The sequence below is a fragment of the Mammaliicoccus sp. Dog046 genome, from assembly GCF_034039665.1.
In the GTDB taxonomy this organism is placed as follows: domain Bacteria; phylum Bacillota; class Bacilli; order Staphylococcales; family Staphylococcaceae; genus Mammaliicoccus.
In genome coordinates this window covers 2,339,216-2,362,621 of sequence record NZ_CP120131.1, presented here as the reverse complement: position 1 = coordinate 2,362,621, position 23,406 = coordinate 2,339,216, and the positions used below count along the sequence as shown (strand labels likewise).

Annotated in this window: 31 protein-coding genes; 18 read left to right on the top strand and 13 right to left on the bottom strand. The window is 34.3% G+C overall.

What is annotated here, in order from left to right; genetic code table 11:
* Positions 1-116 precede the first annotated feature (116 nt).
* Positions 117-785, bottom strand: coding sequence for a deoxynucleoside kinase (locus P3U32_RS11735; protein WP_323703364.1), 669 nt, complete (start codon positions 783-785; stop codon positions 117-119).
* Positions 775-1,389: a deoxynucleoside kinase gene (locus tag P3U32_RS11730; RefSeq protein ID WP_323703363.1), complete on the bottom strand. Its 615-nt coding sequence runs from the start codon at positions 1,387-1,389 to the stop codon at positions 775-777. The genes P3U32_RS11735 and P3U32_RS11730 overlap by 11 nt, the downstream gene beginning before the upstream one ends.
* A 68-nt stretch (positions 1,390-1,457) precedes the next feature.
* Here P3U32_RS11730 and tadA point away from each other — a divergent pair, with 68 nt between their 5' ends.
* The 3 genes from tadA (at position 1,458) to P3U32_RS11715 (ending at position 3,546) form a co-directional block, all read left to right on the top strand.
* Positions 1,458-1,940: a tRNA adenosine(34) deaminase TadA gene (gene tadA, locus P3U32_RS11725; RefSeq protein ID WP_323703362.1), complete on the top strand. Its 483-nt coding sequence runs from the start codon at positions 1,458-1,460 to the stop codon at positions 1,938-1,940.
* A 59-nt stretch (positions 1,941-1,999) separates the two neighbouring features.
* The gene (locus P3U32_RS11720) at positions 2,000-2,869 is read left to right on the top strand and encodes a Cof-type HAD-IIB family hydrolase (protein WP_323703361.1); all 870 of its coding nucleotides are present in this window, start codon (positions 2,000-2,002) and stop codon (positions 2,867-2,869) included.
* Between the two features lie 98 nt (positions 2,870-2,967).
* Positions 2,968-3,546 carry an NADPH-dependent FMN reductase gene (locus P3U32_RS11715; protein WP_323703359.1) on the top strand — a complete coding sequence of 193 codons (579 nt, stop codon included), beginning with the start codon at positions 2,968-2,970 and terminating at the stop codon, positions 3,544-3,546.
* Between the two features lie 286 nt (positions 3,547-3,832).
* On the opposite strand, the gene folE2 is transcribed toward P3U32_RS11715, so the two are convergent.
* The 4 genes from folE2 to P3U32_RS11695 form a co-directional block, all read right to left on the bottom strand.
* On the bottom strand, positions 3,833-4,711 hold the full coding sequence (folE2, locus tag P3U32_RS11710; protein ID WP_323703357.1) for a GTP cyclohydrolase FolE2: 879 nt from the start codon (positions 4,709-4,711) through the stop codon (positions 3,833-3,835).
* Positions 4,712-4,729: 18 nt separating this feature from the next.
* Positions 4,730-5,398: a bacillithiol biosynthesis deacetylase BshB2 gene (gene bshB2 / locus P3U32_RS11705; RefSeq protein WP_323703356.1), complete on the bottom strand. Its 669-nt coding sequence runs from the start codon at positions 5,396-5,398 to the stop codon at positions 4,730-4,732.
* Between the two features lie 12 nt (positions 5,399-5,410).
* Positions 5,411-5,770, bottom strand: coding sequence for a YojF family protein (locus tag P3U32_RS11700; RefSeq protein ID WP_323703355.1), 360 nt, complete (start codon positions 5,768-5,770; stop codon positions 5,411-5,413).
* Between the two features lie 77 nt (positions 5,771-5,847).
* Positions 5,848-6,654, bottom strand: coding sequence for a MurR/RpiR family transcriptional regulator (locus tag P3U32_RS11695; protein WP_323703354.1), 807 nt, complete (start codon positions 6,652-6,654; stop codon positions 5,848-5,850).
* 125 nt (positions 6,655-6,779) lie between these two features.
* Between P3U32_RS11695 and P3U32_RS11690 the strand changes: the two genes are divergently transcribed.
* From P3U32_RS11690 to P3U32_RS11675, 4 genes are all read left to right on the top strand, one after another.
* The gene (locus P3U32_RS11690) at positions 6,780-8,312 is read left to right on the top strand and encodes a PTS transporter subunit EIIC (protein ID WP_323703353.1); all 1,533 of its coding nucleotides are present in this window, start codon (positions 6,780-6,782) and stop codon (positions 8,310-8,312) included.
* 18 nt (positions 8,313-8,330) lie between these two features.
* Positions 8,331-8,999, top strand: a complete 669-nt coding sequence (locus tag P3U32_RS11685; protein WP_323703352.1) for an N-acetylmannosamine-6-phosphate 2-epimerase — start codon at positions 8,331-8,333, stop codon at positions 8,997-8,999.
* Positions 9,000-9,001: 2 nt separating this feature from the next.
* Positions 9,002-9,730 carry a glucosamine-6-phosphate deaminase gene (gene nagB, locus P3U32_RS11680; protein WP_323703351.1) on the top strand — a complete coding sequence of 243 codons (729 nt, stop codon included), beginning with the start codon at positions 9,002-9,004 and terminating at the stop codon, positions 9,728-9,730.
* 92 nt (positions 9,731-9,822) lie between these two features.
* Positions 9,823-10,161: a hypothetical protein gene (locus P3U32_RS11675; protein ID WP_323703350.1), complete on the top strand. Its 339-nt coding sequence runs from the start codon at positions 9,823-9,825 to the stop codon at positions 10,159-10,161.
* A gap of 60 nt (positions 10,162-10,221) precedes the next feature.
* On the opposite strand, the gene thiD is transcribed toward P3U32_RS11675, so the two are convergent.
* Positions 10,222-11,052 carry a bifunctional hydroxymethylpyrimidine kinase/phosphomethylpyrimidine kinase gene (gene thiD, locus P3U32_RS11670; RefSeq protein WP_323703349.1) on the bottom strand — a complete coding sequence of 277 codons (831 nt, stop codon included), beginning with the start codon at positions 11,050-11,052 and terminating at the stop codon, positions 10,222-10,224.
* 114 nt (positions 11,053-11,166) lie between these two features.
* Here thiD and P3U32_RS11665 point away from each other — a divergent pair, with 114 nt between their 5' ends.
* The 3 genes from P3U32_RS11665 to P3U32_RS11655 are packed head-to-tail and all read left to right on the top strand — an operon-like array spanning position 11,167 to position 12,545.
* A complete protein-coding gene (locus P3U32_RS11665) occupies positions 11,167-11,826 on the top strand; it encodes a uracil-DNA glycosylase (protein WP_323703348.1) in 660 nt (219 codons plus the stop codon).
* A complete protein-coding gene (locus P3U32_RS11660) occupies positions 11,823-12,161 on the top strand; it encodes a DUF5327 family protein (protein WP_323703347.1) in 339 nt (112 codons plus the stop codon). The genes P3U32_RS11665 and P3U32_RS11660 overlap by 4 nt, the downstream gene beginning before the upstream one ends.
* 21 nt (positions 12,162-12,182) lie before the next feature.
* A complete protein-coding gene (locus P3U32_RS11655; RefSeq protein ID WP_323703346.1) occupies positions 12,183-12,545 on the top strand; it encodes a DUF423 domain-containing protein in 363 nt (120 codons plus the stop codon).
* Positions 12,546-13,222: 677 nt separating this feature from the next.
* Here the strand turns inward: P3U32_RS11655 and hemQ are convergent.
* Positions 13,223-13,975, bottom strand: coding sequence for a hydrogen peroxide-dependent heme synthase (gene hemQ / locus P3U32_RS11650; protein ID WP_323703345.1), 753 nt, complete (start codon positions 13,973-13,975; stop codon positions 13,223-13,225).
* A 225-nt stretch (positions 13,976-14,200) separates the two neighbouring features.
* Between hemQ and P3U32_RS11645 the strand changes: the two genes are divergently transcribed.
* From P3U32_RS11645 to P3U32_RS11625, 5 genes are all read left to right on the top strand, one after another.
* Positions 14,201-15,127, top strand: coding sequence for a proline dehydrogenase family protein (locus P3U32_RS11645; RefSeq protein WP_323703344.1), 927 nt, complete (start codon positions 14,201-14,203; stop codon positions 15,125-15,127).
* A gap of 123 nt (positions 15,128-15,250) precedes the next feature.
* Positions 15,251-16,237, top strand: a complete 987-nt coding sequence (gene pta, locus P3U32_RS11640; protein ID WP_323703343.1) for a phosphate acetyltransferase — start codon at positions 15,251-15,253, stop codon at positions 16,235-16,237.
* Between the two features lie 2 nt (positions 16,238-16,239).
* Complete coding sequence (locus P3U32_RS11635; protein WP_323703342.1) at positions 16,240-17,079, top strand: lipoate--protein ligase family protein; 840 nt, start codon at positions 16,240-16,242, stop codon at positions 17,077-17,079.
* Between the two features lie 77 nt (positions 17,080-17,156).
* Entirely contained in the window at positions 17,157-17,489 is a 333-nt protein-coding gene (locus P3U32_RS11630) for a YuzB family protein (protein ID WP_323703341.1), read from the top strand.
* 579 nt (positions 17,490-18,068) lie between these two features.
* Positions 18,069-18,470: a cupin domain-containing protein gene (locus P3U32_RS11625; protein WP_323703340.1), complete on the top strand. Its 402-nt coding sequence runs from the start codon at positions 18,069-18,071 to the stop codon at positions 18,468-18,470.
* A gap of 131 nt (positions 18,471-18,601) precedes the next feature.
* Here the strand turns inward: P3U32_RS11625 and P3U32_RS11620 are convergent, their stop codons facing one another.
* Genes P3U32_RS11620 through P3U32_RS11610 form a run of 3 tightly spaced genes read right to left on the bottom strand, consistent with a single transcriptional unit; the run spans position 18,602 to position 19,941 of the window.
* A complete protein-coding gene (locus P3U32_RS11620) occupies positions 18,602-18,682 on the bottom strand; it encodes a type II toxin-antitoxin system YoeB family toxin (protein WP_323704887.1) in 81 nt (26 codons plus the stop codon).
* Positions 18,682-18,921, bottom strand: coding sequence for a type II toxin-antitoxin system Phd/YefM family antitoxin (locus tag P3U32_RS11615; RefSeq protein ID WP_323703339.1), 240 nt, complete (start codon positions 18,919-18,921; stop codon positions 18,682-18,684). The genes P3U32_RS11620 and P3U32_RS11615 overlap by 1 nt, the downstream gene beginning before the upstream one ends.
* A gap of 33 nt (positions 18,922-18,954) precedes the next feature.
* Entirely contained in the window at positions 18,955-19,941 is a 987-nt protein-coding gene (locus tag P3U32_RS11610) for an NAD(P)H-dependent flavin oxidoreductase (protein WP_323703338.1), read from the bottom strand.
* 119 nt (positions 19,942-20,060) lie between these two features.
* On the opposite strand from P3U32_RS11610, the gene P3U32_RS11605 reads away from it, so the two are divergent.
* Positions 20,061-20,432, top strand: a complete 372-nt coding sequence (locus P3U32_RS11605) for a winged helix-turn-helix transcriptional regulator (protein ID WP_323703337.1) — start codon at positions 20,061-20,063, stop codon at positions 20,430-20,432.
* Positions 20,433-20,471: 39 nt separating this feature from the next.
* Entirely contained in the window at positions 20,472-20,828 is a 357-nt protein-coding gene (locus P3U32_RS11600) for an MmcQ/YjbR family DNA-binding protein (protein WP_323703336.1), read from the top strand.
* Positions 20,829-20,912: 84 nt separating this feature from the next.
* Here P3U32_RS11600 and P3U32_RS11595 read toward each other — a convergent pair whose 3' ends face one another.
* Positions 20,913-21,659: an SDR family oxidoreductase gene (locus P3U32_RS11595; RefSeq protein WP_323703335.1), complete on the bottom strand. Its 747-nt coding sequence runs from the start codon at positions 21,657-21,659 to the stop codon at positions 20,913-20,915.
* A 121-nt stretch (positions 21,660-21,780) separates the two neighbouring features.
* Here P3U32_RS11595 and P3U32_RS11590 point away from each other — a divergent pair, with 121 nt between their 5' ends.
* Positions 21,781-22,218: a MerR family transcriptional regulator gene (locus P3U32_RS11590; protein WP_323703334.1), complete on the top strand. Its 438-nt coding sequence runs from the start codon at positions 21,781-21,783 to the stop codon at positions 22,216-22,218.
* Between the two features lie 58 nt (positions 22,219-22,276).
* Here P3U32_RS11590 and arr read toward each other — a convergent pair whose 3' ends face one another.
* Entirely contained in the window at positions 22,277-23,026 is a 750-nt protein-coding gene (arr, locus tag P3U32_RS11585) for an NAD(+)--rifampin ADP-ribosyltransferase (protein WP_323703333.1), read from the bottom strand.
* Positions 23,027-23,406 lie beyond the last annotated feature (380 nt).

The window sequence follows — 23,406 nt, the reverse complement described above, 5'->3', positions numbered from 1 at the left end:
AAAATCGGTATAATATTAATCTTCCTTTTTATCAAATAATTCATCAATGAAGAATAAAAAAATAGCTAAGATGCAATCTAGTAATTCTGATTGTATCTTAGCTATTTTTAGTTAAATTATTTTACTCTTGTATCTATTGAACGGTGTGTTTCAATGACGTGTGCGATTTTATCAATAATGTGATTGATTGAATCTGGATCATCGTACAAGTCATAGTCATTGATGTTTACACGAATAACTGGACATTCTGTGAAGTTATTAATCCAGTTGTCATAGCGTGCGAATAGTTTCTTCCAATATGCTTCATCAGTCTCTATTTCCATTTGACGTCCGCGTCTTTGGATTCTTTGTATCACATCATCATAGTTACATTCTAAATAGATGAGTGCATCTGGTTTAGGGAAGTATGGTGTCATGACCATTGCTTCAAATAAATCTTTATATGTTGCATAATCTTCTTTAGTCATTGTGCCTTGTTCTTCGTGCATTTTAGCAAAGATATCAACATCTTCATAGATTGAACGGTCTTGTATGAAACCACCACCGTATTCGAACATTCTCTTTTGTTCTTTAAATCTTTCTGCTAAAAAGTATATTTGTAAGTGAAAACTCCAACGTTCGAAATCGTTATAGAATTTTTCTAAATAAGGATTGTTATCTACTTTTTCAAAAGATGTTTTAAAGTTGAGACGTTCGCTCAAAGCTTGTGTTAATGATGATTTACCAACACCAACAGTTCCTGCAATTGTGATGATTGCATCACTTGGAATGACTTTATTTGTCATGGTTTTTCTCTCCAATCAATGGTTGTAATAAATTTAATACATGCTGATAATCTGCGGTGTTATTAACGAAATCTAAATCAGAAGTGTCAATTTGAATTGCGTCAATTTCGTGTTTAACTTCTTCATAGAAATGGTGATAGTCTGTTCTGAGTTGTGCTAAGTAATCATTTTCAATTTGTGTTTCATAAGATCTATTTCGATGAGCAATACGTTGTTGAAGGACTTCTAAAGTTGCATCGAGAAAGATGATTTGGTCAGGCATACGAATATCTTCAGTTAAGATATCGTAAATTCTACTAAACTTATCAAATTCAGTGTCATTTAATGTATTTTTAGCGAATATTTTATTTTTAAATATATGATAATCACTGACAATGCCATTAATATTTTCTAAATCTGTTAATTGCTTATATCGATGACATAAGAAGAACATTTCAGTTTGGAAACTCCATTTAGAAACATCATCATAAAAATCACTTAAGTATGGATTTTCGTCAACAATTTCAAATTCTACAGTGTAATTTAAAGCTTCTGCAAGCTTTTTAGTTAAGGAGCTTTTACCGACGCCGATAGGTCCTTCTATTGCTATAAAGGTTTTTTTCATTTTTATCTCTCCAGGTGTTAAAATAGACATACTTATTCTATCACAAATTAATCGGGGTGAAATCGACCATGCATGAATATTATATGAAACTTGCGATACAAGAAGCGAAAAAAGCATGGACAATGGATGAAGTGCCCATTGGGGCCATTGTTGTATATAAAGATAAAGTCATTGGAAGAGGACATAATTTAAGAGAGCATGACCAAAGTCCAGTTGCGCATGCTGAAATGTTGGCGATACAAGAGGCATCGCGTTATTTGAATTCTTGGCGATTAGAAGATACAACATTGTATGCAACGCTAGAACCTTGTGTCATGTGTTCAGGTGCCATTGTAATGAGTAGAATACCCCACGTTGTATATGGAGCAACTGATCCTAAAGGCGGTTGTAGTGGTAGCTTGATGAATCTTCTGGAAGATGAGCGATTTAATCATCGTTCTCAGGTGGAAAGAGGTATTTTAGAAACGGAATGTGGCGACATGCTTCGTGCGTTTTTTAAAGAGAAAAGGCTACAAAAGAAGCAACTTAAGCAGAATAATACAGATTTATAGAGATTATATCAGTAATTTGTTAAAATTTATGTTGAATATAAAGAAAAGGGGTTACGTTCATGATAAGGTTAATCGCAACAGATATGGATGGTACTTTATTAAATGCAGCACATGAAGTTTCAAATGAAAACTATGAGGCTATCAAGTATGCACAATCGAAAGGTATTACCGTTGTTATTGCTACCGGGAGAGCATTTTACGAAGCAAACGGACCAATTGAAAAAACAGATTTAACTTTACCATATATTTGTTTAAATGGTGCTGAAGTAAGAGACGAAGAATTTAATATCGTTCATACCTCTAAATTAACACGTCCTTTAATCAATAAAATTACGGGAGTATTGGAAACTGAGGATATTTATTATCAAGTGTATACGAATTTTGGGATTTACACAGAAGATCCAGAGAAGGATTTAAGTATTTATATTGATATCGCTGAAAAAGCTGGCCAAAAGGCAGACGTGAAAAAAATACGTGCGACAATTCAAAATAGAATTGATAACGGAACATTGAAAGTTGTTGATAGCTATGATGAAATTAGAAGTCGTCCGGGTGAAATTATCTTGAAAATCTTAGCGTTTTCAAGTGATTTAACTAAGTTAGATAGAGCTAAAGCAGAAATAGCAGCATCACAAAGTTTAGCAGTGTCATCTTCTTCACGAGGTAATATTGAAATTACACATTCTGATGCACAGAAGGGTATTGCATTAGAAGAAATTGCGAGTCAATTAAACATACCAATGTCAGATGTAATGGCGATTGGTGATAATTTAAATGATGTGTCTATGTTAGAAAAAGCAGGATTTGCAGTAGCTATGGAAAATGGCGCACCTGAAGTGAAAGAAATCGCTGATTATGTAACAGAGACTAATGAACGAAGCGGTGTAGGTAAAGCGATTATTCATGCTTTGAAAGATTACGATCGTTAATTTATCGGCCAAAAGAATGATTTTTGTTAAAATTTAATTCATAGTTTATTAGTATGTTATAATGATATAAATATCATTAAAATATTGAGGTGACAGCATTGAAAGTATTACTTATTGTAGGTAGCGCTAAACAATATTCACATACACATGCACTTGCACAATTTGTTCGAGGAACGTTAGAAGAACAAGGTGCAGAAGTGACATTGTTTGATTTATATGATAAGCCAATACCTTATTTAGACGTGTCCGGGCAACACTTGAATGACGAACGTATTAAGAATAACGTTAATGAATTGAAAGCTTATGCAGAAGAAGCAGATGCTATTATAATTGGAACACCAAATTATCATGGATCTTATTCTGGTATATTGAAAAATGCATTAGACCATCTCACTATGGATCAATTTAAGATGAAACCAGTAGGCTTAATTTGTAATAGTGGTGGTATGAGAAGTACAGAACCATTATCACATTTAAGAATTATTATGAGAAACTTATTAGCAATTGCAGTACCTGTACAAATATCTACACAAGATGCTGACTTTGCGAAAACAGAGCAAGGCACATACTATATAGATGTAGATGATATTAAACTACGTGCTAAATTATTCTCAGAACAAATTGTGAAATTGATGCAAAATAATCCATGGATAGAAACAGAAGAAGTAAATCAGTAAGAAAAGATAGAGCTGGAACAACGTTTTCGAATGTTGTTCCAGCTCTTTTTAAATTTTAAGTATTGTGGTTGGAGTATAGTATCGAGATATCGTGCGATTGGATATGAAACGCACGAAGACTTTAGGGATAGTGCTGAGATATCGTGCGATTAGATGTGAAACGCACGAAGAGTTTGGAGATAGAGACGAGATATCGTGCGATTAGGTATGAAACGCACGATATCTTTTCTCCCAATCTCCCAATACGAACAAAAGGCTGAGACATTGTGTCTCAGCCTTTTGTTATTTATTTTGTATAGTTCAATCGTGCGAATGCGTCGTGTTGATGTATAGATTCTTCGTTTCTACATTCTATTTCAAAGCCGTTAACCCAATCGAGTTCAACTAAATCAGCAGCTACTAATCTAATTAAATCTTCAACAAATCTTGGGTTTTCATATGCTTTTTCTGTTACTGCTTTTTCGTCAGTACGTTTCAATATTGGATATAACATTGAACTTGCGTTAGCTTCCATACCATCTAATACAATCTCTTTGTAATTGTTAGGTAAGTCAATTTCAGGATCTAAATCAATTAGTACTGTGATAATACCACGTTGGTTATGTGCGGAGTATTCACTAATTTCTTTAGAGCAAGGACATAATGTCGTCACTGGTACTTTAATACCTAAGGATTTTTTAGTCACTTTATCATCTGAAACTGAAAGGATATAACGAACATCTGCGTTACCTACAGCTTTTTGTTGTGTAATTGGGCTATAACGATTAAAGAACCATTTAGCTGTTACATCAACTGATGCAGTGTCTTGTAACATTACTGTTTGTAAAGTATTGAGTAATGTTGTTAATGCATCAAATTCAAGTTCGACACCGTTATCATAATGTTTTTCAACACTTTCTATGATACGGCTCATGTTGATGCCTTTTTCATCTTGATTCAAACTTGTTGAAAATTCGAAGTTACCAACAGTTTGAAAATGATCTATTTTGACAGGATAAGTTAAGTTTTTAATACCAACATGTTCAATTTCGAAAAGGAAGTCTTTCTTAGAACTTTGTAAATCGGGCATTTTTTCTTTTTCAGTAGGTTTGTTACCTTTAATTGGGTCTACTGAACCGAAATGCTTCCATCTCGCTTCACGTGTTGATAAATCTAATTGTGTCATTCACATTGCCTCCACTATCTATTCAATATGATATGTCCAGAAATGTTCTGTTTTTAACCACATATCTTTAGCCGCTTCACTCTCTTGTGTATTTGAAGCGAGATTTTGTAACATTGGTCCAGTTTGTGATGCGTGTGCTTGAAGGACCTTCATCTTGCGATCTTCATAACCTCTAATATCTACTTTAATATCAGGTTCTCCTAAATCACTCAACGTATCGTTGCTAAATGCAACTAAATGTAATTTAGGTCTTGATGCTTCGTCTATGCGACCAACTGTTCTTACTACTGCATCTGCAGTTGCTTCATGGTCAGGATGAACGGAATAACCAGGGTAGAATGAAATGATAAGTGATGGATTTAATTCATCTATTAAAGATTTCACCATATTATCTAAGTTATCTTTAGGTTCAAATTCGAGTGTTTTATCTCTGTATCCCATTTTTCTTAAATCTTTAATGCCAATTGCTGCTGCCGCTTCATCAAGTTCACGTTCCCTTATGAATGGTAATGATTCGCGTGTAGCAAACGGTGGATTTCCTAAGTTACGTCCCATTTGACCTAAAGTTAAGCAAGCGTAAGTGACAGGAACGCCACGGTCAACAAATTGACTTAGTGTCCCTGAAACACCAAATGCTTCATCATCTGGATGGGGGAATATAACTAATACTTGTCTTTCGTCTTCCATTGTATGCACCTCTTAATCCTTGAACGGGTTGCTACTGATGTGTAATGCTGCAGCAAGTTGTCCTTCGTAATTTAGTCCTGCTAATAATAATTCTTTATCTTCTGTTACTTCATAATGTGTAAGTCCCTGTACATATACCCAGCCATTGTTGTCTAATTTTAAACCGACACGATGGGGCTCTTTATTCCCGCCTGTTAAATGTGCATGCGTAAATGTAACTTGAATATTTCTTAAAAATGTACCAGCATTAAATACTTTGTTATCAAAATGGTTTGCGTAAGCGCCATTTGTTGTTTCAACATGGAGATAAACTGGTTTGTTTTCATATTCTGATATTAGTGATTGTACGTGATCTACTTGAATTAATTCCATGCCTTCCACTCCTCATAGTATATACTTTTCTATTCTACTAAATTATAGACTAAATTTATATATATTCTGCTCACAAGTTACGAATTATTACCTTTTAAGATGACATCTCTCGTATGTTGATAATGTTCCATATGGTTTCCATGTTCAAGCAACATATAACTTACAACATCAATCAGAAAATGTGCTGAAATTTGTGTGTTAATAAACCTTTTATCATTTACTCGAGTTTGATCAATCGTCATGATGACAATATCAGAATGTGCAGTAAGTTCACTACCAGCATAATTTGTAATGGAAATGACGGTAGCTTTTTGTGCTTGGGCAATTTTAGCTGCGTTAATGACTTCCTCTGTATGTCCACTATTTGAAAAGATAATTAATGCATCATCTTCTGTCAGTAAAGAAGCACCAATTTTCATTTGATGTGCATCTGTTACAGCGTTGCCAATAATGCCCATTCGCATTGTACGGTAATAGAATTCAGTCGCACTTAGACCTGAACTTCCAAGACCGGCAAATAAAGTTTGTTTGCTTTGCGTTAAAGTTGTAATGAGTTGATGGATTTTTTCATTAGAGATAAATTCACCTGTTTGCTGGAGTAACGTTTGATGGTACTCATGAATACGTTTGATGAGAGGAACGTTATGAATATCTGTCTTCTCATACGTTTGTTGAATATTAAATTTCATATCTTGAAAGTTCTGATAATCTAACTTATGGCTAAATCTTGTAATACTTGAAGTAGAAACACCTATCGCATAAGCCAGTGATGTAATTGTTGAGAAATGATCACCAACAGGATTTTCGAGAATGTAATTTGCGATTGTATCATCTGCATTAGTGAAAAGATATGAAAATTGTTGAATACGATTTTCAAATTTCATCGATAACACTCCTATTTATGAATTATATACTAGTATATATGAAAAACTTTTTCAATTCTATTGTAAACATTGACTAGTATTTTCAAGGTGTTATATTAAGGGTAAATTGAGAGGTGGGGATGGGAATGAGTAAAGTATTTGATAAAGCACAACAGTTCGGGAAATCATTTATGTTGCCTATTGCAATACTACCTGCAGCAGGTTTGTTGCTTGGGATAGGTGGCGCGCTAAGTAATCCAAATACAATTAAGGCGTATCCAATATTAGATATAGATTTATTACAATATGTATTCATATTGATGTCGTCAGCGGGGAATATTGTATTTGCGAATTTACCAGTCATATTTGCTATCGGGGTAGCGATTGGCTTAGCAAAGAGTGACAAAGGAACAGCCGGTTTAGCAGCAATGTTAGGATTCTTAATCATGAATACAACAATGAATGCATCGTTAACGATTACTGATGATGTTGCTACACAAGAGAATTTGGCCAAAGCAGGTCAAGGAATGGTCTTGGGTATTCAAACAGTTGAAACGGGTGTGTTTGGCGGGATTATTGTCGGTATCATGACGGCAATGCTCCACAATAAATATAACAAGATTACATTACCACCGTTTTTAGGATTTTTTGGAGGATCAAGATTTATACCTATCATTACATCTGTTGCTTCAATTGTACTTGGTGTGGTTTTGTTCTTTGTTTGGCCAACGATACAAGGATGGATTTTTAACGCAGGCGGTCTTGTTAATAAAACAGGGGTTATCGGGACGTTTATATATGGATTTGTATTGCGTATGCTAGGGCCATTCGGATTACATCATATTTTCTATTTACCATTTTGGCAAACAGCGCTTGGTGGAACGATGGAAATTAACGGTAAGATTGTTCAAGGTACACAAAATATATTCTTTGCACAATTGGGAGATTCGCATTTAACACATTACTATTCAGGTATTTCTCGCTATATGTCAGGGCGATTTATTACGATGATGTTTGGTCTGCTAGGTGCAGCATTAGCGATTTACCATACTGCCAAACCTGAAAAGAAAAAAATAGTCGGTGGTTTAATGCTTTCAGCAGCGTTGACTTCTTTCTTAACAGGTATCACTGAACCATTAGAATTTAGTTTCTTATTTATCGCACCAGCGTTATATGTGATACATGCAATTTTTGATGGTTTAGCATTTATGATGGCAGATATATTTAATATCACAGTAGGGCAGACATTTAGTGGTGGATTTATTGATTACGTGCTCTTTGGTGTTTTACAAGGTAATGCTAAAACAAATTATTTACTTGTAATACCAATTGGGATTGTTTGGTTCTTACTTTATTATGTAACGTTTAGATTTATGATTACGAAATTCAACTTTAAGACACCGGGTCGTGAAGAAGAAGCTGCTGTTCAAGCAGTGGATGCGAGTGAACGTGCGATGACGATTATTGAAGGCTTAGGTGGAAAAGAAAATATAGACACAGTAGATTGCTGTGCAACAAGATTAAGAGTCACAGTTAAAGATGGCGAGTTATTTGATGAAGATTTGATTAAATCGACTGAATCTAAAGGTGTTGTGAAAAAAGGGACAGGTATTCAAATTATTTATGGTCCACATGTTACAACGATAAAAAATGAAGTTGAAGAAGTATTAGAACAATAAATGAGGAGTGTATGTTATATGTTACCAAAGGGATTAATTGTGTCGTGCCAAGCTTTACCAGATGAACCATTACATTCATCATTTATTATGAGTAAAATGGCATTAGCGGCATATCAAGCAGGTGCTAAAGGTATTAGAGCAAATTCGAAAGAAGATATAATAGCTATTAAGAAAGAAGTAGATATTCCTGTCATTGGAATTGTGAAACGGGACTATGAAGGATCAAATGTATTCATTACAGCAACATCACAAGAAGTAGATGAGTTAATAGAAAGTGGTTGTGAAGTCATCGCATTAGATGCGACGAAACAAACAAGACCGAAAGAATCATTAGAAGCACTTGTTGACTATATTAGAACACAGGCACCCGATGTAGAAATTATGGCGGATATTTCTAATTTAGAAGAAGCGGTACAAGCTGATAAACTTGGTTTCGATTATATAGGAACAACTTTAAGAGGGTATACTGAATATACGAAAGGTCACATCTTATATGAAAATGACTTTCAATTTTTAAAAGATGTCATGAACTTAGTTGAAGCTAAAGTAGTCGCTGAGGGAAATGTGATTACACCTGAAATGTTGAAACGTGTAACTGACTTAGGTGTACATTGTACAGTTGTTGGTGGCGCAATAACGAGACCATTGGAGATAACAAAACGATTTATTAAAGAAATTGAGGGATAATCATGCGATTTATAAATTTAGGGACGAAAGAGGAAGCGTGCCATTACGTTGCTAATGAATTGTTAAAGCAAATGATTTCGGATCATCAAAGTGTCTTAGGACTTGCAACTGGTGGAACGATGAAGGATGTTTATGCACGTCTCGTGGAATTAATCCAAATGAATCAACTTGATTTAAGTGAAATAAAAACTTTCAATTTAGATGAATATATTGGTATTGATTCTGATCACCCTGAAAGTTATAACACATACATGCATCAAGTGTTGTTTGATCACTTTTCATCTTGGAATGAAGAACATATACACCTTCCAAACGGTTCAGTAGAACAATTAGATGTTGAAGCGGAAAGATATGAAGCGCTGATTGATGAACAAGGACCTATAGATGTACAGATTTTAGGTATCGGCGAAAATGGACATATTGGGTTTAATGAACCAGGGACGTCATTTAATAGCTTAACAAGTGTGGTTAATTTAACAGAATCAACAATAGAAGCGAATAGCAGGTATTTTGATGACGTAAATGAAGTGCCAAAACAAGCGATATCGATGGGGATCAAGTCTATACTAAAAGCAAAACGCATTATATTATTAGCATATGGACCTAAAAAGAAAGAAGCGGTTCAACAATTATTATCTGGAGAAATAACGACACAATTACCTGCGTCAGTACTTTATAATCATCCAAGCGTTGAAGTAATATTAGATGCAGACGCATATCCTAATCAATAAAGTAATGCCACCAGCCCAAACTTGAATGATGCATATGTTTGAAGTACAATAATTAGTGGAAAATATGCCTTAAGAAATGGCGGGTGGAATGTGTGGAAAGAATAAAAGTTTCATTTAATGATGAATCCGTTTTAGATTATTGTAATATAATGGGGTATCATTATCGTGAAGAAGTACCGGTACAATATTTATTGAGTATGCTTAGAGAGTTTAGTAGTTTCAGCCAATTTAGAGGGAAGAAAATTAAACAAATTAAAAGTGAATTTGAACAGACAGAACGTATAATGACATTGGAAAATTATTCTGCTGAACTAGAGTGCCTAAATACAGAACGTAATTTAGGGAATACATTTTACGAATATCAATTTAAATTATATAAAAAACACAAAGTCATCGCTAAAATCGTTGCAGAATTTAGTGTAGAACAATAAAACAAAAGAAGAGGCTAAGACATTATATTATGTCCTATCCTCTTCTTTGTTTTGTATCATTTACACTTCTTCAGTATAAACTTCGATTTTTTCGATACGGTTTGATGCACCGTGATCAACAGGTCCAACGAATTCATTCATTTTCCATCCGTTTTTAATTGCTGATGCTACGAATGCTTTTGCATGAATAATCGCGTCTTCTGGTGATTCACCATTTGCTAAGTTAGCTGTCGTTGCTGCCGCAAATGTACAACCTGCACCGTGATTATAACTTGATTGGAATTTATCTGTTGATAATAGTACGTGGCGTTTTCCATCATAGTATAAATCATATGCTTTATCTGATTCTAATGCTTTTCCGCCTTTAATGACGATATATTGAGCACCGAGTTCATGTATTTTTTCTGCTGCTTTTTTCATATCTTCAATTGAAGTCAGTTTACCTAAACCTGATAATTGACCTGCTTCAAATAAATTTGGTGTTACAACTGTTGCTCTTGGTAATAGTTCAGTAATCATTGCTTCAGTATTTCCTGGGTTAAGTACTTCGTCTTCCCCTTTACATACCATTACAGGATCGACTACAAATATTTCGGATCCTGACTCATCGTATGCTTGACGAGCGCGTTTAATTACTTCTTCAGAACCAAGCATCCCGGTTTTAATTGCGTCTGGACCAATTGAAATAGCAGTATTTAACTGTTTATCAAGTAAATCAAGAGGTAATGGTGTTACATCATGACCCCAAGTTTTTGGATCCATAGTAACGATTGCTGCTAATGCAACCATTCCATAAGTATCATGTTCTTGGAATGTTTTTAAATCTGCTTGCATACCAGCGCCAGCACTTGTATCAGACCCTGCGATTGTTAAGACTTTTTTTAATGCCATTGATGATTCCTCCCAATATTTCATATGCTTTATCATATCATGTTTTTAAATTGTAAAAAATAGTTATGATTATTTCATTAAGGCTATGTTATCATTTTTAATGAGGTGAATTATATGGATTGGCAGGATATATTTCAAAATATAAAATCGCAATATGATTTTTCTGAAATGGAGTCTTTTTTAGAAGAAGCTTATCAACATAAAACGGTGTATCCAGATAGAGAAAATATATATCAAGCGTTTGATTTAACGCCTTTAGATCAAGTGAAAGTAGTCATATTAGGACAAGATCCGTATCACGGTCCGAACCAAGCACATGGACTTGCTTTCTCAGTGCAACCAGATGCTGCATTCCCGCCGTCTTTAAGAAATATATATAAAGAGTTGGAATCAGATTTAGGCTGTAAACGTGAATCTCCGCATCTACAAGACTGGGCGAGAGAGGGCGTATTGTTGTTAAACACAGTATTAACAGTCGAAGCACATCAAGCGCATTCACATAAAAATATTGGCTGGGAAGTGTTCACGGATGAAATTATAAAAGCAGTTTCTCGTGAAAAAGAAGATGTCGTGTTTATTTTGTGGGGGAAACCAGCGCAGACGAAGATTAAATTAATAGATACTGAGCGACATCATATTGTGAAATCCGTTCACCCAAGTCCTTTGTCTGCCTATCGAGGATTCTTTGGTTCTAAACCATTTAGTCAAACGAATGAATATCTTGCCTCAAAAGGTATCCAACCGATTAATTGGTGTGGAGGTGAAAGTTTATGATAAGTAAAGATAAAATTATTGCAGCTATAGAAGAAGAACTTGTTGGTGCAGATAATGCGTCTACAGATGAAACGTTTAATAAACATATGTATACCATTCATACTTTAAGTGGGTTATTCACGAAAGAAGAAAGTGTGACACATGACATACAAGTACAAAACAATACAACGATAAAAGCAAAACCATCAAATACACAATCAAGTACTCAAATATCTAATGAAGAAATTAGAAAAATGGGTGGTAAAGTATCACAACCATCTACAGAAAAATTAACAGAGAATCAGTTAACTACAGATGATGGCATTGGCAATGGAGATTCATTATTTGATTTTTAATGATAGAAAGGAAGGTATAATATGAAATTATTTATAATAATAGGTGCAATCAATGCGATGATCGCAGTTGCAGCAGGTGCTTTTGGTGCACATGGTTTAGAGAATAAATTAACTGCTAAATACTTAGATATTTGGGAGAAAGCAACAACTTATCAAATGTATCATGCATTAGGATTAATTTTAATCGGTATTATTTCAGGAACAACGACTGCAAGTTTAAATGTTGCAGGATGGTTAATGACATTTGGAATTGTATTCTTTAGTGGATCATTATATATTTTGGCAGTGACACAAATTAAAATACTAGGTGCAATTACGCCAATCGGTGGAGTACTCTTTATCGTAAGTTGGATACTACTTGTCATTGCAGTATGGAAGTTATAAGTTAAATATTGAAGTTTAGAGAGGTACAGAGCAGAAATCTAGAGATAGAAGATTTCAAGTTCTGTATCTTTTTTTATTTGTGGAATTATAAGGGTGAGTAGTGGTGCAGAGATATCGTGCGATTAGGTGTCAAACGCACGAAGAGTTAGTGGGTTGGGCCGAGATATCGTGCGATTAGGTGTCAAACGCACGAAGAGTTAGGGGGTAGAGCCGAGATATCGTGCGATTAGGTGTCAAACGCACGAAGACTTAGGGTGTAGAGCCGAGATATCGTGCGATTAGGTGTCAAACGCACGAAGACTTAGGGTGTAGAGCAGAGATATCGTGCGATTAGGTGTGAATCGCACGAAGAGTTAGGGGGTAGGGCTGAGATATCGTGCGATTAGATGTCAAACGCACGAAGAGTTAGGGGGTAGAGCTGAGATATCGTGCGATTAGGTGTGAATCGCACGAAGAGTTAGGGGGTAGGGCTGAGATATCGTGCGATTAGGTGTGAATCGCACGAAGAGTTAGGGGGTAGGGCTGAGATATCGTGCGATTAGGTGTGAATCGCACGAAGAGTTAGGGGGTAGGGCTGAGATATCGTGCGATTCAAGGTCAAACGCACGATATCTCTCACTATTTCATTCGCAAAAAAGCCTGAGAGACGAATAAATCGTTTCTCAGGCTTTTACATATTAATTTAATTTAAAGAATGTATCTAATTCATCGATATTTAATAAGTTTCCTACGTAGAATGCACCGAAGTCACCGTATTTTGCAGATACTTCATCAAAACGCATTTCATAGATTAATTTTTTAAACTGTAACATATCATCACTAAATAATGTTACGCCCCATTCGTAGTCATCTAAACCTACAGAACCGGTAATGAATTGTTTTACTTTACCTGCATAACTACGTCCGATTAATCCGTGTGAACGCATTAAGCTACGGCGTTGTTCCATATCTAGCATATACCAGTTGTCTTCTCCGTCACGGCGTTTATCCATTGGGTAGAAACAAACGTATTCTGAACGTGGTACTTCTGGATATAATCTTGCTTTAACATGTGGGTTCTCATATGGATCTTCGTTTGAGTCACCTGCAAGATAATTTGAAAGTTCAACTACTGAAACGTATGAATAAGTTGGTATTAAGAAGTCACTAATATCTAACTTGTTGAATTCATTCTCTAGTGCATTGAGTTGTTTAACATCTGGACGTAAGAACCATAACATTAGGTCTGCTTTTTGTCCTGTAATGTTGTAAAACGCATGTGAACCTTCTTTATTATTATGAACTGTTTCTAATCCTTCAAGGAATGTTTTGAAAGATTGAATCATTGTGTTTCTATCTTCTTCTGGTACATTTTTAAGGCTTGTCCAATCTATTGCATAGAATAAATGCAAGCTATACCAACCGTCTAAAGTTTTTGCTGCTTCGTTCATTTTACTTTCGCTCCTTTTAGAATCTTATATTCAATATAATTCTATCATACTAGAAATGGCTTCACTGACTCAACTTTTTACATTGTTGTGAAAGGAAAAGATTAAAAAAATAATGATGTAAATAAATATGACGTAGAAGGTAATTTATTTTTACACATATTTGGTTTATTTACATTCATGGATTATGATACCTTTAAGACGTGATCTAATAAAAGGAGTGATAATATGCCAATGTTAAAATCTGTATTCTATCTGTTATCTCAAAATGAACGTTTAAATCAATTTGCACAAAAATATTCTGATAAACTAGGTGTAAATGCTTTTGTTGCTGGTACTAATTTGAAAGAATTGGACTTAAATACGAGGATGTTAAATGATAAGGGAATTGCTGTAACAATTGATCATTTAGGTGAATTTGTAAGGTCGTCAGAAGAAGCATTAGAAGCAAAACGTAATATTCTTGACATTTTAGACTATATTTATGAGGAACAGTTGGATGCGCATATGTCAATTAAGCTCACACAATTAGGTCTAGATGTGGATGAAGATGTATGTAAAGCTAACATCATCGAAATTCTTAATAAAGCGCAAGAGTATCGTATTTTTATTAATATTGATATGGAAGATTATAAACACGTTTGTCAAAGTTGGAAGATGATTGAATCATTGAAAGATGATTATGATTGTGTTGGAACAGTAATACAAGCAACGCTTCATCGAACACGAGAAGATATCACTCAACATTCCGATATGCGTTTACGTATTGTTAAAGGCGCGTATAAGGAGAACGAGGATATCTCTTTTTCTAAGAAAAAAGACATTGATGCGCATTATTTGATGTTGGCCAAAGAACATTTATTAAATGGCAATTTCACATCTATTGCGACACACGATCACAAAATTATTCAAGAACTTCAACAGTTTATTATTCAACATAATATCGCTAAAACTTCTTTCGAGTTCCAATTCTTGTATGGATTTAGAACAGATCTACAAGAATCGCTTAGTCAAGATGGATACCGTGTATGTGTGTATATGCCATATGGCGTTGACTGGTACGGATATTTCATGAGAAGACTTGCAGAAAGACCGAAAAATATTATGTTAGTCATTAAAGAAAACATTAATAGAAGAAGAGTAGAAATAAAGTAGCAATGTAACGCCTAGTCCTTTGTGTAGATAATATTAATTCATAATTTGAAAACGTGAAAATTTATAAAAAGATGTTATAATTATGAATGGAAAAATATTAGCAAACATATATAGGAGGCAATTATGTCTAATTTACTAAATGTCTTAAGTAACAAATTAACAGGGAAAAATGTACGTATCGTATTACCAGAGGGTGATGACGCGCGTGTATTAACTGCAGCAGTTAAACTACAATCTACAGATTTAGTTTCACCAATCGTTTTAGGTAATGAAGAAAAAATTAAAGAAACAGCTTCAAACACTAATTTATCAATCGATGGTTTAACAATTATCAACCCAGAAACAAGTGAGTTGAAAGCTGATTTAGTAGAGAAATTTGTTGAACGTCGTAAAGGCAAAGCAACAGTTGAACAAGCTGAAGAATTATTAAACAATGTAAACTACTTTGGTACTATGCTTGTATACACAAACCAAGCAGAAGGTTTAGTAAGTGGTGCTGCACATTCAACAGCAGATACTGTACGTCCAGCATTACAAATCATCAAAACAAAACCAGGTGTAACTAAAACATCAGGCGTGTTCTTTATGACTAAAGGTGAAGAACAATATGTATTTGGTGACTGTGCAATTAACCCAGAATTAAATGCACAAGATTTAGCAGAAATCGCAATCGAAAGTGCTAAGACAGCACAAGCATTCGGTATGTCTCCAAGAGTTGCTATGTTAAGCTTCTCAACTAAAGGTTCTGCAAAATCACCTGACACTGAAAAAGTATCTGAAGCAGTTTCAATTGCACAAGAAAACTTAAAAGAAACAGACATGAAAGATGTTGTATTAGATGGTGAATTCCAATTTGATGCAGCAATCGTACCAGAAGTAGCAGCTAAAAAAGCACCGAATTCTGACATTCAAGGTGATGCAAATGTATTCATCTTCCCAAGTTTAGAAGCGGGTAACATTGGCTACAAAATTGCACAACGTTTAGGTGGATTTGATGCAGTTGGTCCTGTATTACAAGGCTTAAACGCACCAGTTAACGATTTATCACGTGGTTGTTCAGCAGAAGACGTTTATAGTCTTTCAATTATAACAGCTGCTCAAACATTATAATCATGGCAAGTATGCAAGATTATTTTACACAAGAATGGCGATACATTGACCACACTTCAGGACTGCAGCCAATGCAGTCCTTTAGTTTCGATGATACATTTTGTGATCAAGTAGGAAACGATAGAAGTCCAAGTGTAGTAAGAACATGGATACACAACCACGTCGTGATATTAGGTATACATGACTCTAGATTACCATATTTGAAAGACGGGATTGCTTACTTAAATGACGTTAAAGGCTATAGTGCAATCGTTAGAAATTCAGGTGGATTAGGTGTTGTACTTGATAAAGGTGTATTGAACATTTCTTTAATCTTTAAAGGAAAGCACGATGTGTCAATTGATACCGGGTATGAAGTGATGTTACGTCTCATTCGTGAAATGTTTAAAGATGAAACAGATCAAATCGAAAATAAAGAAATTGCAGCTTCGTACTGTCCAGGAAGTTACGATTTAAGCATTAATAATAAAAAGTTTGCAGGCATATCACAGCGTAGAGTTCGCGGTGGCATTGCAGTTCAAATCTATTTATGTGTTGAAGGATCTGGTGCAGAACGAGCAGAAATGATGAGAGGCTTTTATCAAGAAGCACTTAAAGATGAAAAAACTAAATTTATCTATCCAACAATCATGCCAGCATGTATGGCATCAATAAATGAATTATTAGATACATCATTTACGACAAATGATATATTGTTCAAACTATTACAAAGCTTGAAGACATTAGGTGCTCAATTAAGCATGGATCCAGTCACAGAAGAAGAATGGACGCTATATGATAAGTATTTTGAAAGAATGATCGAAAGAAATAATAAAATGCTTCGAAATATGGAGAAACAGTAATATAACATTCTCAAAAGAATCATCAAGTGGTATAATAATTTATTGCAAAATAGAAAAACAGAAAGGTGGGAAAGCTAATGCGAAATAAATTCCAAGTCTGTGATGATTGTCAGGCTGTTAATCTACCATCACTACTGAAGAAATTGAAGAAGATAGATCCAGAAGCGGAAGTAGAAGTCGCATGCCAATCGTATTGTGGACCAGGACGAAGAAAAACATTCGCATTTGTTAATAACCGCCCATGTGCCGCGTTAACAGAAGAAGAACTTATGGAAAAAATTCAAAAACAACTTCAGAAGAAACGAGATCCAGAAGAAGAAGAAAGATTGCGTTTGAGAAACGAAGAACGCAAACGTCGTCAGAAAGAAATCGATGAGAAGTTGAATAAGAAATTAAATAAAAATAAGTAGAAACAAGAATAAGGCTGGGACATATCGTCCTAGCCTTGTTTTTTGTTGAATAAATGTGTGGAAAAACGGTGAAGTTTTTGCGCTAACGAGATAGTTTTGGGAAACAATCCCGTTAGAGCGTAAACAGACTGCAATCATTATTATTATTTTCGTCTAATTGTTACTACTCTGTTTCTTCATTTTAAATACTTCCGAAACAAGATAAACAGCATTTATAAAAGATAATAGATCAAAAATTATTATAAGCAATAGATTGTCAGTTCGATATACGATAAGTAGACTAAGTAGCAGTATGACATTCAAGCAGGCTGCTATTATGAATCGCTTTTCTTTTTGAGCATTCATTTCAACACGTCCTTTCTTTATTTCATCTTAACATTAAAGAAATTATTCGAGAAAGGGCAGTCTTGAAATAATCAATTCGATATTCTTATTAATTGACTTGAAGTTAACTTCAAGTCGTATACTGAAAATATATTTTGTTAGGCTTCTGTGATAAGCAAAATATCTATCTTGAGATGGAACAATTTGGATAAGGTGTTTAGCAAATCATAAATAATTAGAAATGGAGCGATTAAAATGGAAAATCAATACGATGCAATTTTTGAAATAGGAGACAAAAACGACAAGTTTGCGGAGTACTTTGTAGGTCAAAGCTATTTGAATATGTTGAGTACTGAGCGTGTAGGTATTGGTAATGTCACTTTTGAACCAGCTTGTCGTAATAATTGGCATATTCACCATGAAGGCGGACAAATTCTTCTTGTTACTGGAGGAGAAGGGTATTATCAAGAGTGGGATAAACCAGCACAAAAATTAACAAAAGGTGATGTTGTGAATATTCCACCAGAAGTTAAACATTGGCATGGCGCAACGAAGAATAGCTGGTTTACACATATAGCAGTTGAAGTTCCAGCTGAAGGCGCATGGAATGAATGGTTAGAACCAGTAACAGACGAAGACTATAATAAACTTTCTTAAGAAAACAATATTAAGAAGGTAAAAATTAGAATGTAAATTTTAAATCAAAAGCACCCTTAAAGTTGAACCAAAAATTCAACTTTAGGGGTGCTTTAATTATGTTTTAATAGCTATTTTTGAAGTATATCTTTTTATTTATAATGATATCTACACGATGCAACTAAAATAGTATGGTTGTTTACTGTATATACTAATCTATGTTCTTGGTTAATTAGTTTGTTAGTTTTACATTTCCATGTTCTAGGTTTTCAATTGATTCAGATAAATGTTTTGCATTGGCTGGGTTTTGTTGTAGATATAGTGTTTCCATTATTTCATTATAGCTATCTTCGGACATAATTACGGCATTATGCTTTTTAGTTGTAATAATGATAGGTTCACAATCAACATTAACTTTATTAATGATTTCTTTGAAGTGTTTACGTACATATGAGTAAGATTTAACAGTCATATTCACTACCTCCATACATTAATCATTATTATTTTAGGGATTTTTGGAGTTATATTCAACAAAATCTTGCATTAAATCATCAATAACTGCTTGAACGCTTCGTATCTCTTTGATAGGGCTAATACCTGTACCTACAGAGACATATCCGTTTTCTGTATCGCCTTTAACCATACCTAATCTCATATTTCTACCTGCGCCCATATGTTGGGCGATCTCTTCTCTACTTGCACCTTCTTGATCCATTGCTTCGAGTTCCTTCGCAAGTTTCCCGGGTAATGATCGATAATAAGCAGGTAGGGTTCTAAATAGAATTAAATCTTCTGCATTTGAATCAACGATATATTGTTTAACATTTTCTGCAGCTGGATTTTCAATGGTAGGTATGAGTAAACTACCTACATAAACACCTTCAGCTCCTAGTTGAATAGCAGCGCGCACGCCTCTCACATCACCAATACCACCTGCAGCGATTACTGGAATATTGATTGCATCGGCTATCATAGGGACGATGGAGAATGTACCGATAACGCGTTCTGGCACTGTGCCACCTTCATCAAATCCAGTTGCTACAAACACGTCAGCACCCATTTGTTCAGCAGCTTGTGCATTTTGAATCGTTGGTGTCAGCGGTCTGAATATGATTTTTATTTGATGACTTTTTAGTTTGTCGAAAAGTGCTTTATCTAATAAACCATTAATCAATACAACTGGTACTTGTTCTTCAATAAGCATATCAACAATGTAGGTCACATAAGAAATATCGTCACTCACCATGATTGTTGATGCAAATGGTTTATCAGTAAGTTGTTTAATTTTCTTGATTTCTACTCTCATTCGTTCAGTCGTTTCAATTGGAGAACGTGAAACTTTGGCATTTCCAGCATTCGGACCCATAATACCTAAACCACCTGCTTCGCTGACAGCAGCAATAAATTCTGGATTCGTTAAAGCGTTCATCGGACCTTGTATGAACGGTACTTTTATATTAAAAATTTCGGTCACTCTATTTTTCATTTTCATATTCCTTTCCAATGTTTATCATGAAGCGTATATTAAATTAAATGTTAATATAAATGAAGTAGGCAATAAAAAATGACATAGTATTAAAAATCGTACTTATGTGAATTGGAGAGGATTTTGTGGTTAAAATTTGTAATTATGGTTTTAATGAAGAGGCCATTGAAGAAAATAGAGACGTCTATGGTATCGCATATACACAAAACATATTATCTGGACGTTATAAAAATCTAATCATCTGGTATTTAAAAGAAAATGATCGTCGATATAGTCATATAAAAAAATTCCTTGAAAATATATCTCAAGGCTCTCTAACAAAACAGTTAAGAGAACTGGAAAGTGATGGTATTATTAGCCGTACAGTATATCCAGAAGTACCACCTAAAGTAGTTTATGGATTAACGGAAAAAGGCGAAGACCTGCTACCTATTATAGATATGATGGAAGAGTTCGGTAAACGTCATGGGGAACAGCCGAAGAATAGTCGTGTTTAACTTCAAAGTATATTATTAAATCATTGAAGGTGAATCAATATGATAGAAAGAACAGAAGTAGAGAACTACATTAAACGTGAATTTAATATTGATCCGGATTATCCTTGGAAGAAACATACGAATTACGCTGTGTTTCGGCATAAACATAATCAAAAATGGTTCGGTCTTCTGATGAATATTAATGAAAGTAAACTTAATATTGATGGAGACAAAGAAGTAGAAGTATTAAATGTTAAAGTGATTCAAGAATTTATAGGATCTGTAAGAATGAAAAAGGGCATTTACCCTGCATATCATATGAATAAAAATAATTGGGTGAGTATCAATCTAAATGAATGTGATTCTTTAGAAGAAATAGAATATCTAATTATAGATAGTTATGAGCTCACACATTAATTTGATTATAAAAACAAGCATATCGACAGGCTGAGTATTCAGTCGTCGATATGCTTGTTTTTATGATATTAACTACTTATTCTATTACCAAGGTTGAGAAGTAGGTCCAACTGTAAATTCATTAATGTTTACTTCTTCTGGTTGATCAATTGCAAAGGCAACAATATTTGCAATACTTGCTGGAGAAATTTGATATTGATCGTATAATGCTGCCATTCCTTTTGCAGACTCACTATCTGTGATTCTATCAATCAGTTCTGTTTCAATAGCTGCTGGATATATTGTAGCTGTACGAATATTTGTACCTTCTTGTGCAGATTCCATTCGTAATACTTCCATCAAATCTCGTACTGCCCATTTAGTTGCACCATATACGGCGCCACCTGGATATGCTTTTAATCCTGCAACTGATGACGTTGTTATGATATGTCCTGATTTTTGTGAAGTGAATTTAGGTAATACAGCTTCAATGCCATTTAGAACACCTTTAATATTTACGTCTACCATTTGATTCCATTCGTCAGATTTTAACTTGGATAATGGAGAGTTTGGCATAATACCGGCATTTAAGAAGATGACATCTACTTTTCCATAAGTTGAAATTGCATGTTCAACAAGTTGTTTATTATCTTCTGGATTAGTGACATCAGTGACTACGTATGTCGCATCTCCATTTTTAGATTGAATTTCTTCAACAAGTTGTTTGAGTTTGTCTTCTCTACGTGCGGATAATACTAACTTAGCACCTTTTTGAGCTAAAAGTTCAGCTGTTGCTGCACCAATACCTGAAGAGGCACCTGTTATAATGACTACTTTATTTTCTACTGTCATAAATCATTCCACCTAACTTAGTATATTTATAGTTTGTTACATGTTATATTTAGCATGATAATACTTAAACCTAACTTTAGGTCAAGCGTTTTGAATAATTTATTAAAAGTGAGGAATTTCAATGTATTCTATAGGACAAGTATCAGAAAAGTTTCAATTACCAAATTCAACGATAAGATATTATGATAAAGAAGGACTATTACCAAATTTAAAAAGAGCAGATTCAGGTGTTCGTCAATTTGATGAAGATGCAATAGAGGCAATCAGAGTGATCGAATGTTTAAAAAAATCAGGAACACCAATTAAAGATATCAAACTTTTTATGGAATGGTGTGAAGAAGGACCAACAACATACGATAAACGATTAGAATTATTTGAAACACAAAAAAAGAATGTCGAAGAAGAAATTAAAGCGTTAGAAAATACATTAAACATGATTCATTTTAAATGTTGGTATTATCAAGAAGCGGTTAAACAAGGGAATGAGGAATTTACTGAAGGAATTCCAGAAAGATTACCTGAAGAAATTAAAGAAAGCTATATAAAAGCACATTCATAAAACAAAAAGACTTCATAGGCTGAAGTCTTTTTGTTTTTAATATTGGTATTAAATCTACTTAATTAATAATATCGCCTTTATTTTTAGCTAATTTATCGTGCCATTCATTTCGTTCATCCGTCGTTAGTTTGTTCCACTCTGTTGCTTCTCCAATGATTTTTAAAGGTGTTTCGGAGCGATAAGAGCGTGTTAAGTTACCTGGGAATTTTTTATCAGTAACGTTAGGGTCATGTTCAAATTCACCAGTAGGTTCAATGATGAAAACACGTTCAGGATCTTCACCTTTAGCTAAAAATGCTGCAAGACCGGCACCATCAGGATTAGCAGTGAAATAAATGTGGTTCATTTTAAGATCAGATTTGTAATTTGAATTTCCACCGGCAGTAAGTAAATCACCGACTTCCAAATTTGCTTTTGTTCCATGATAAAAAGGTCCTTTATCAGAAGGTTGACCTTCATAAGAATGTGCTAAAGCTTGATTCTTTTTAGCATTTTCAGAATCAGAAAGTGCCGAATAGCATTCAGCAATAGCTGAATATAATGTTGGGTAGGCGCTTTTAACATCATCATCATTAATATTTAATGCACACTGTAAAGCAGTTTCCATCCACTTTAATTTATCGTTAACATCCTTCTGTTGTCGTCCGAAATGGTAAGCCGCAATAAATTTTTCAAAGTCATCGTTTGCAATATCCCATGCTTGTTGAAACGCTGCGTAAGCATCTTCCGTATTGCCTGCATCTTCAAAGATCGTTCCAGTTATACACTGTTTTACAACAACATTGTTCGGGTTAAATTTCATAGTCATAAGATCTTACCTCCTCATTAATACAATCACATTTCTGAAATATATTTCTCTAAAAGCCTTGTTCACGCAAATTTTTAAAGATGTAAGATTATGTTTTATTCGTCGTTGTATTATCTTTGATAGTGACATATCTCTTATATATTAGATTTGTATGTATTAGTATAGTCTACGCAACATAGAAAAGGTAGTCTATAATATGTTTGGAATTCATAGTATAATAGAAGTAGAGAGAAAGAGTGAGGGGCTACTTACTCATATTTTCCGGTGGAGTTAGAAATATAAAATAAATAATTACAAATAAGATGATAAATAAAATTAGGAACCCTATATATTTAGAGAAGGCATTACTTTTTAAGAATCCATAAATTAATAATAATAGA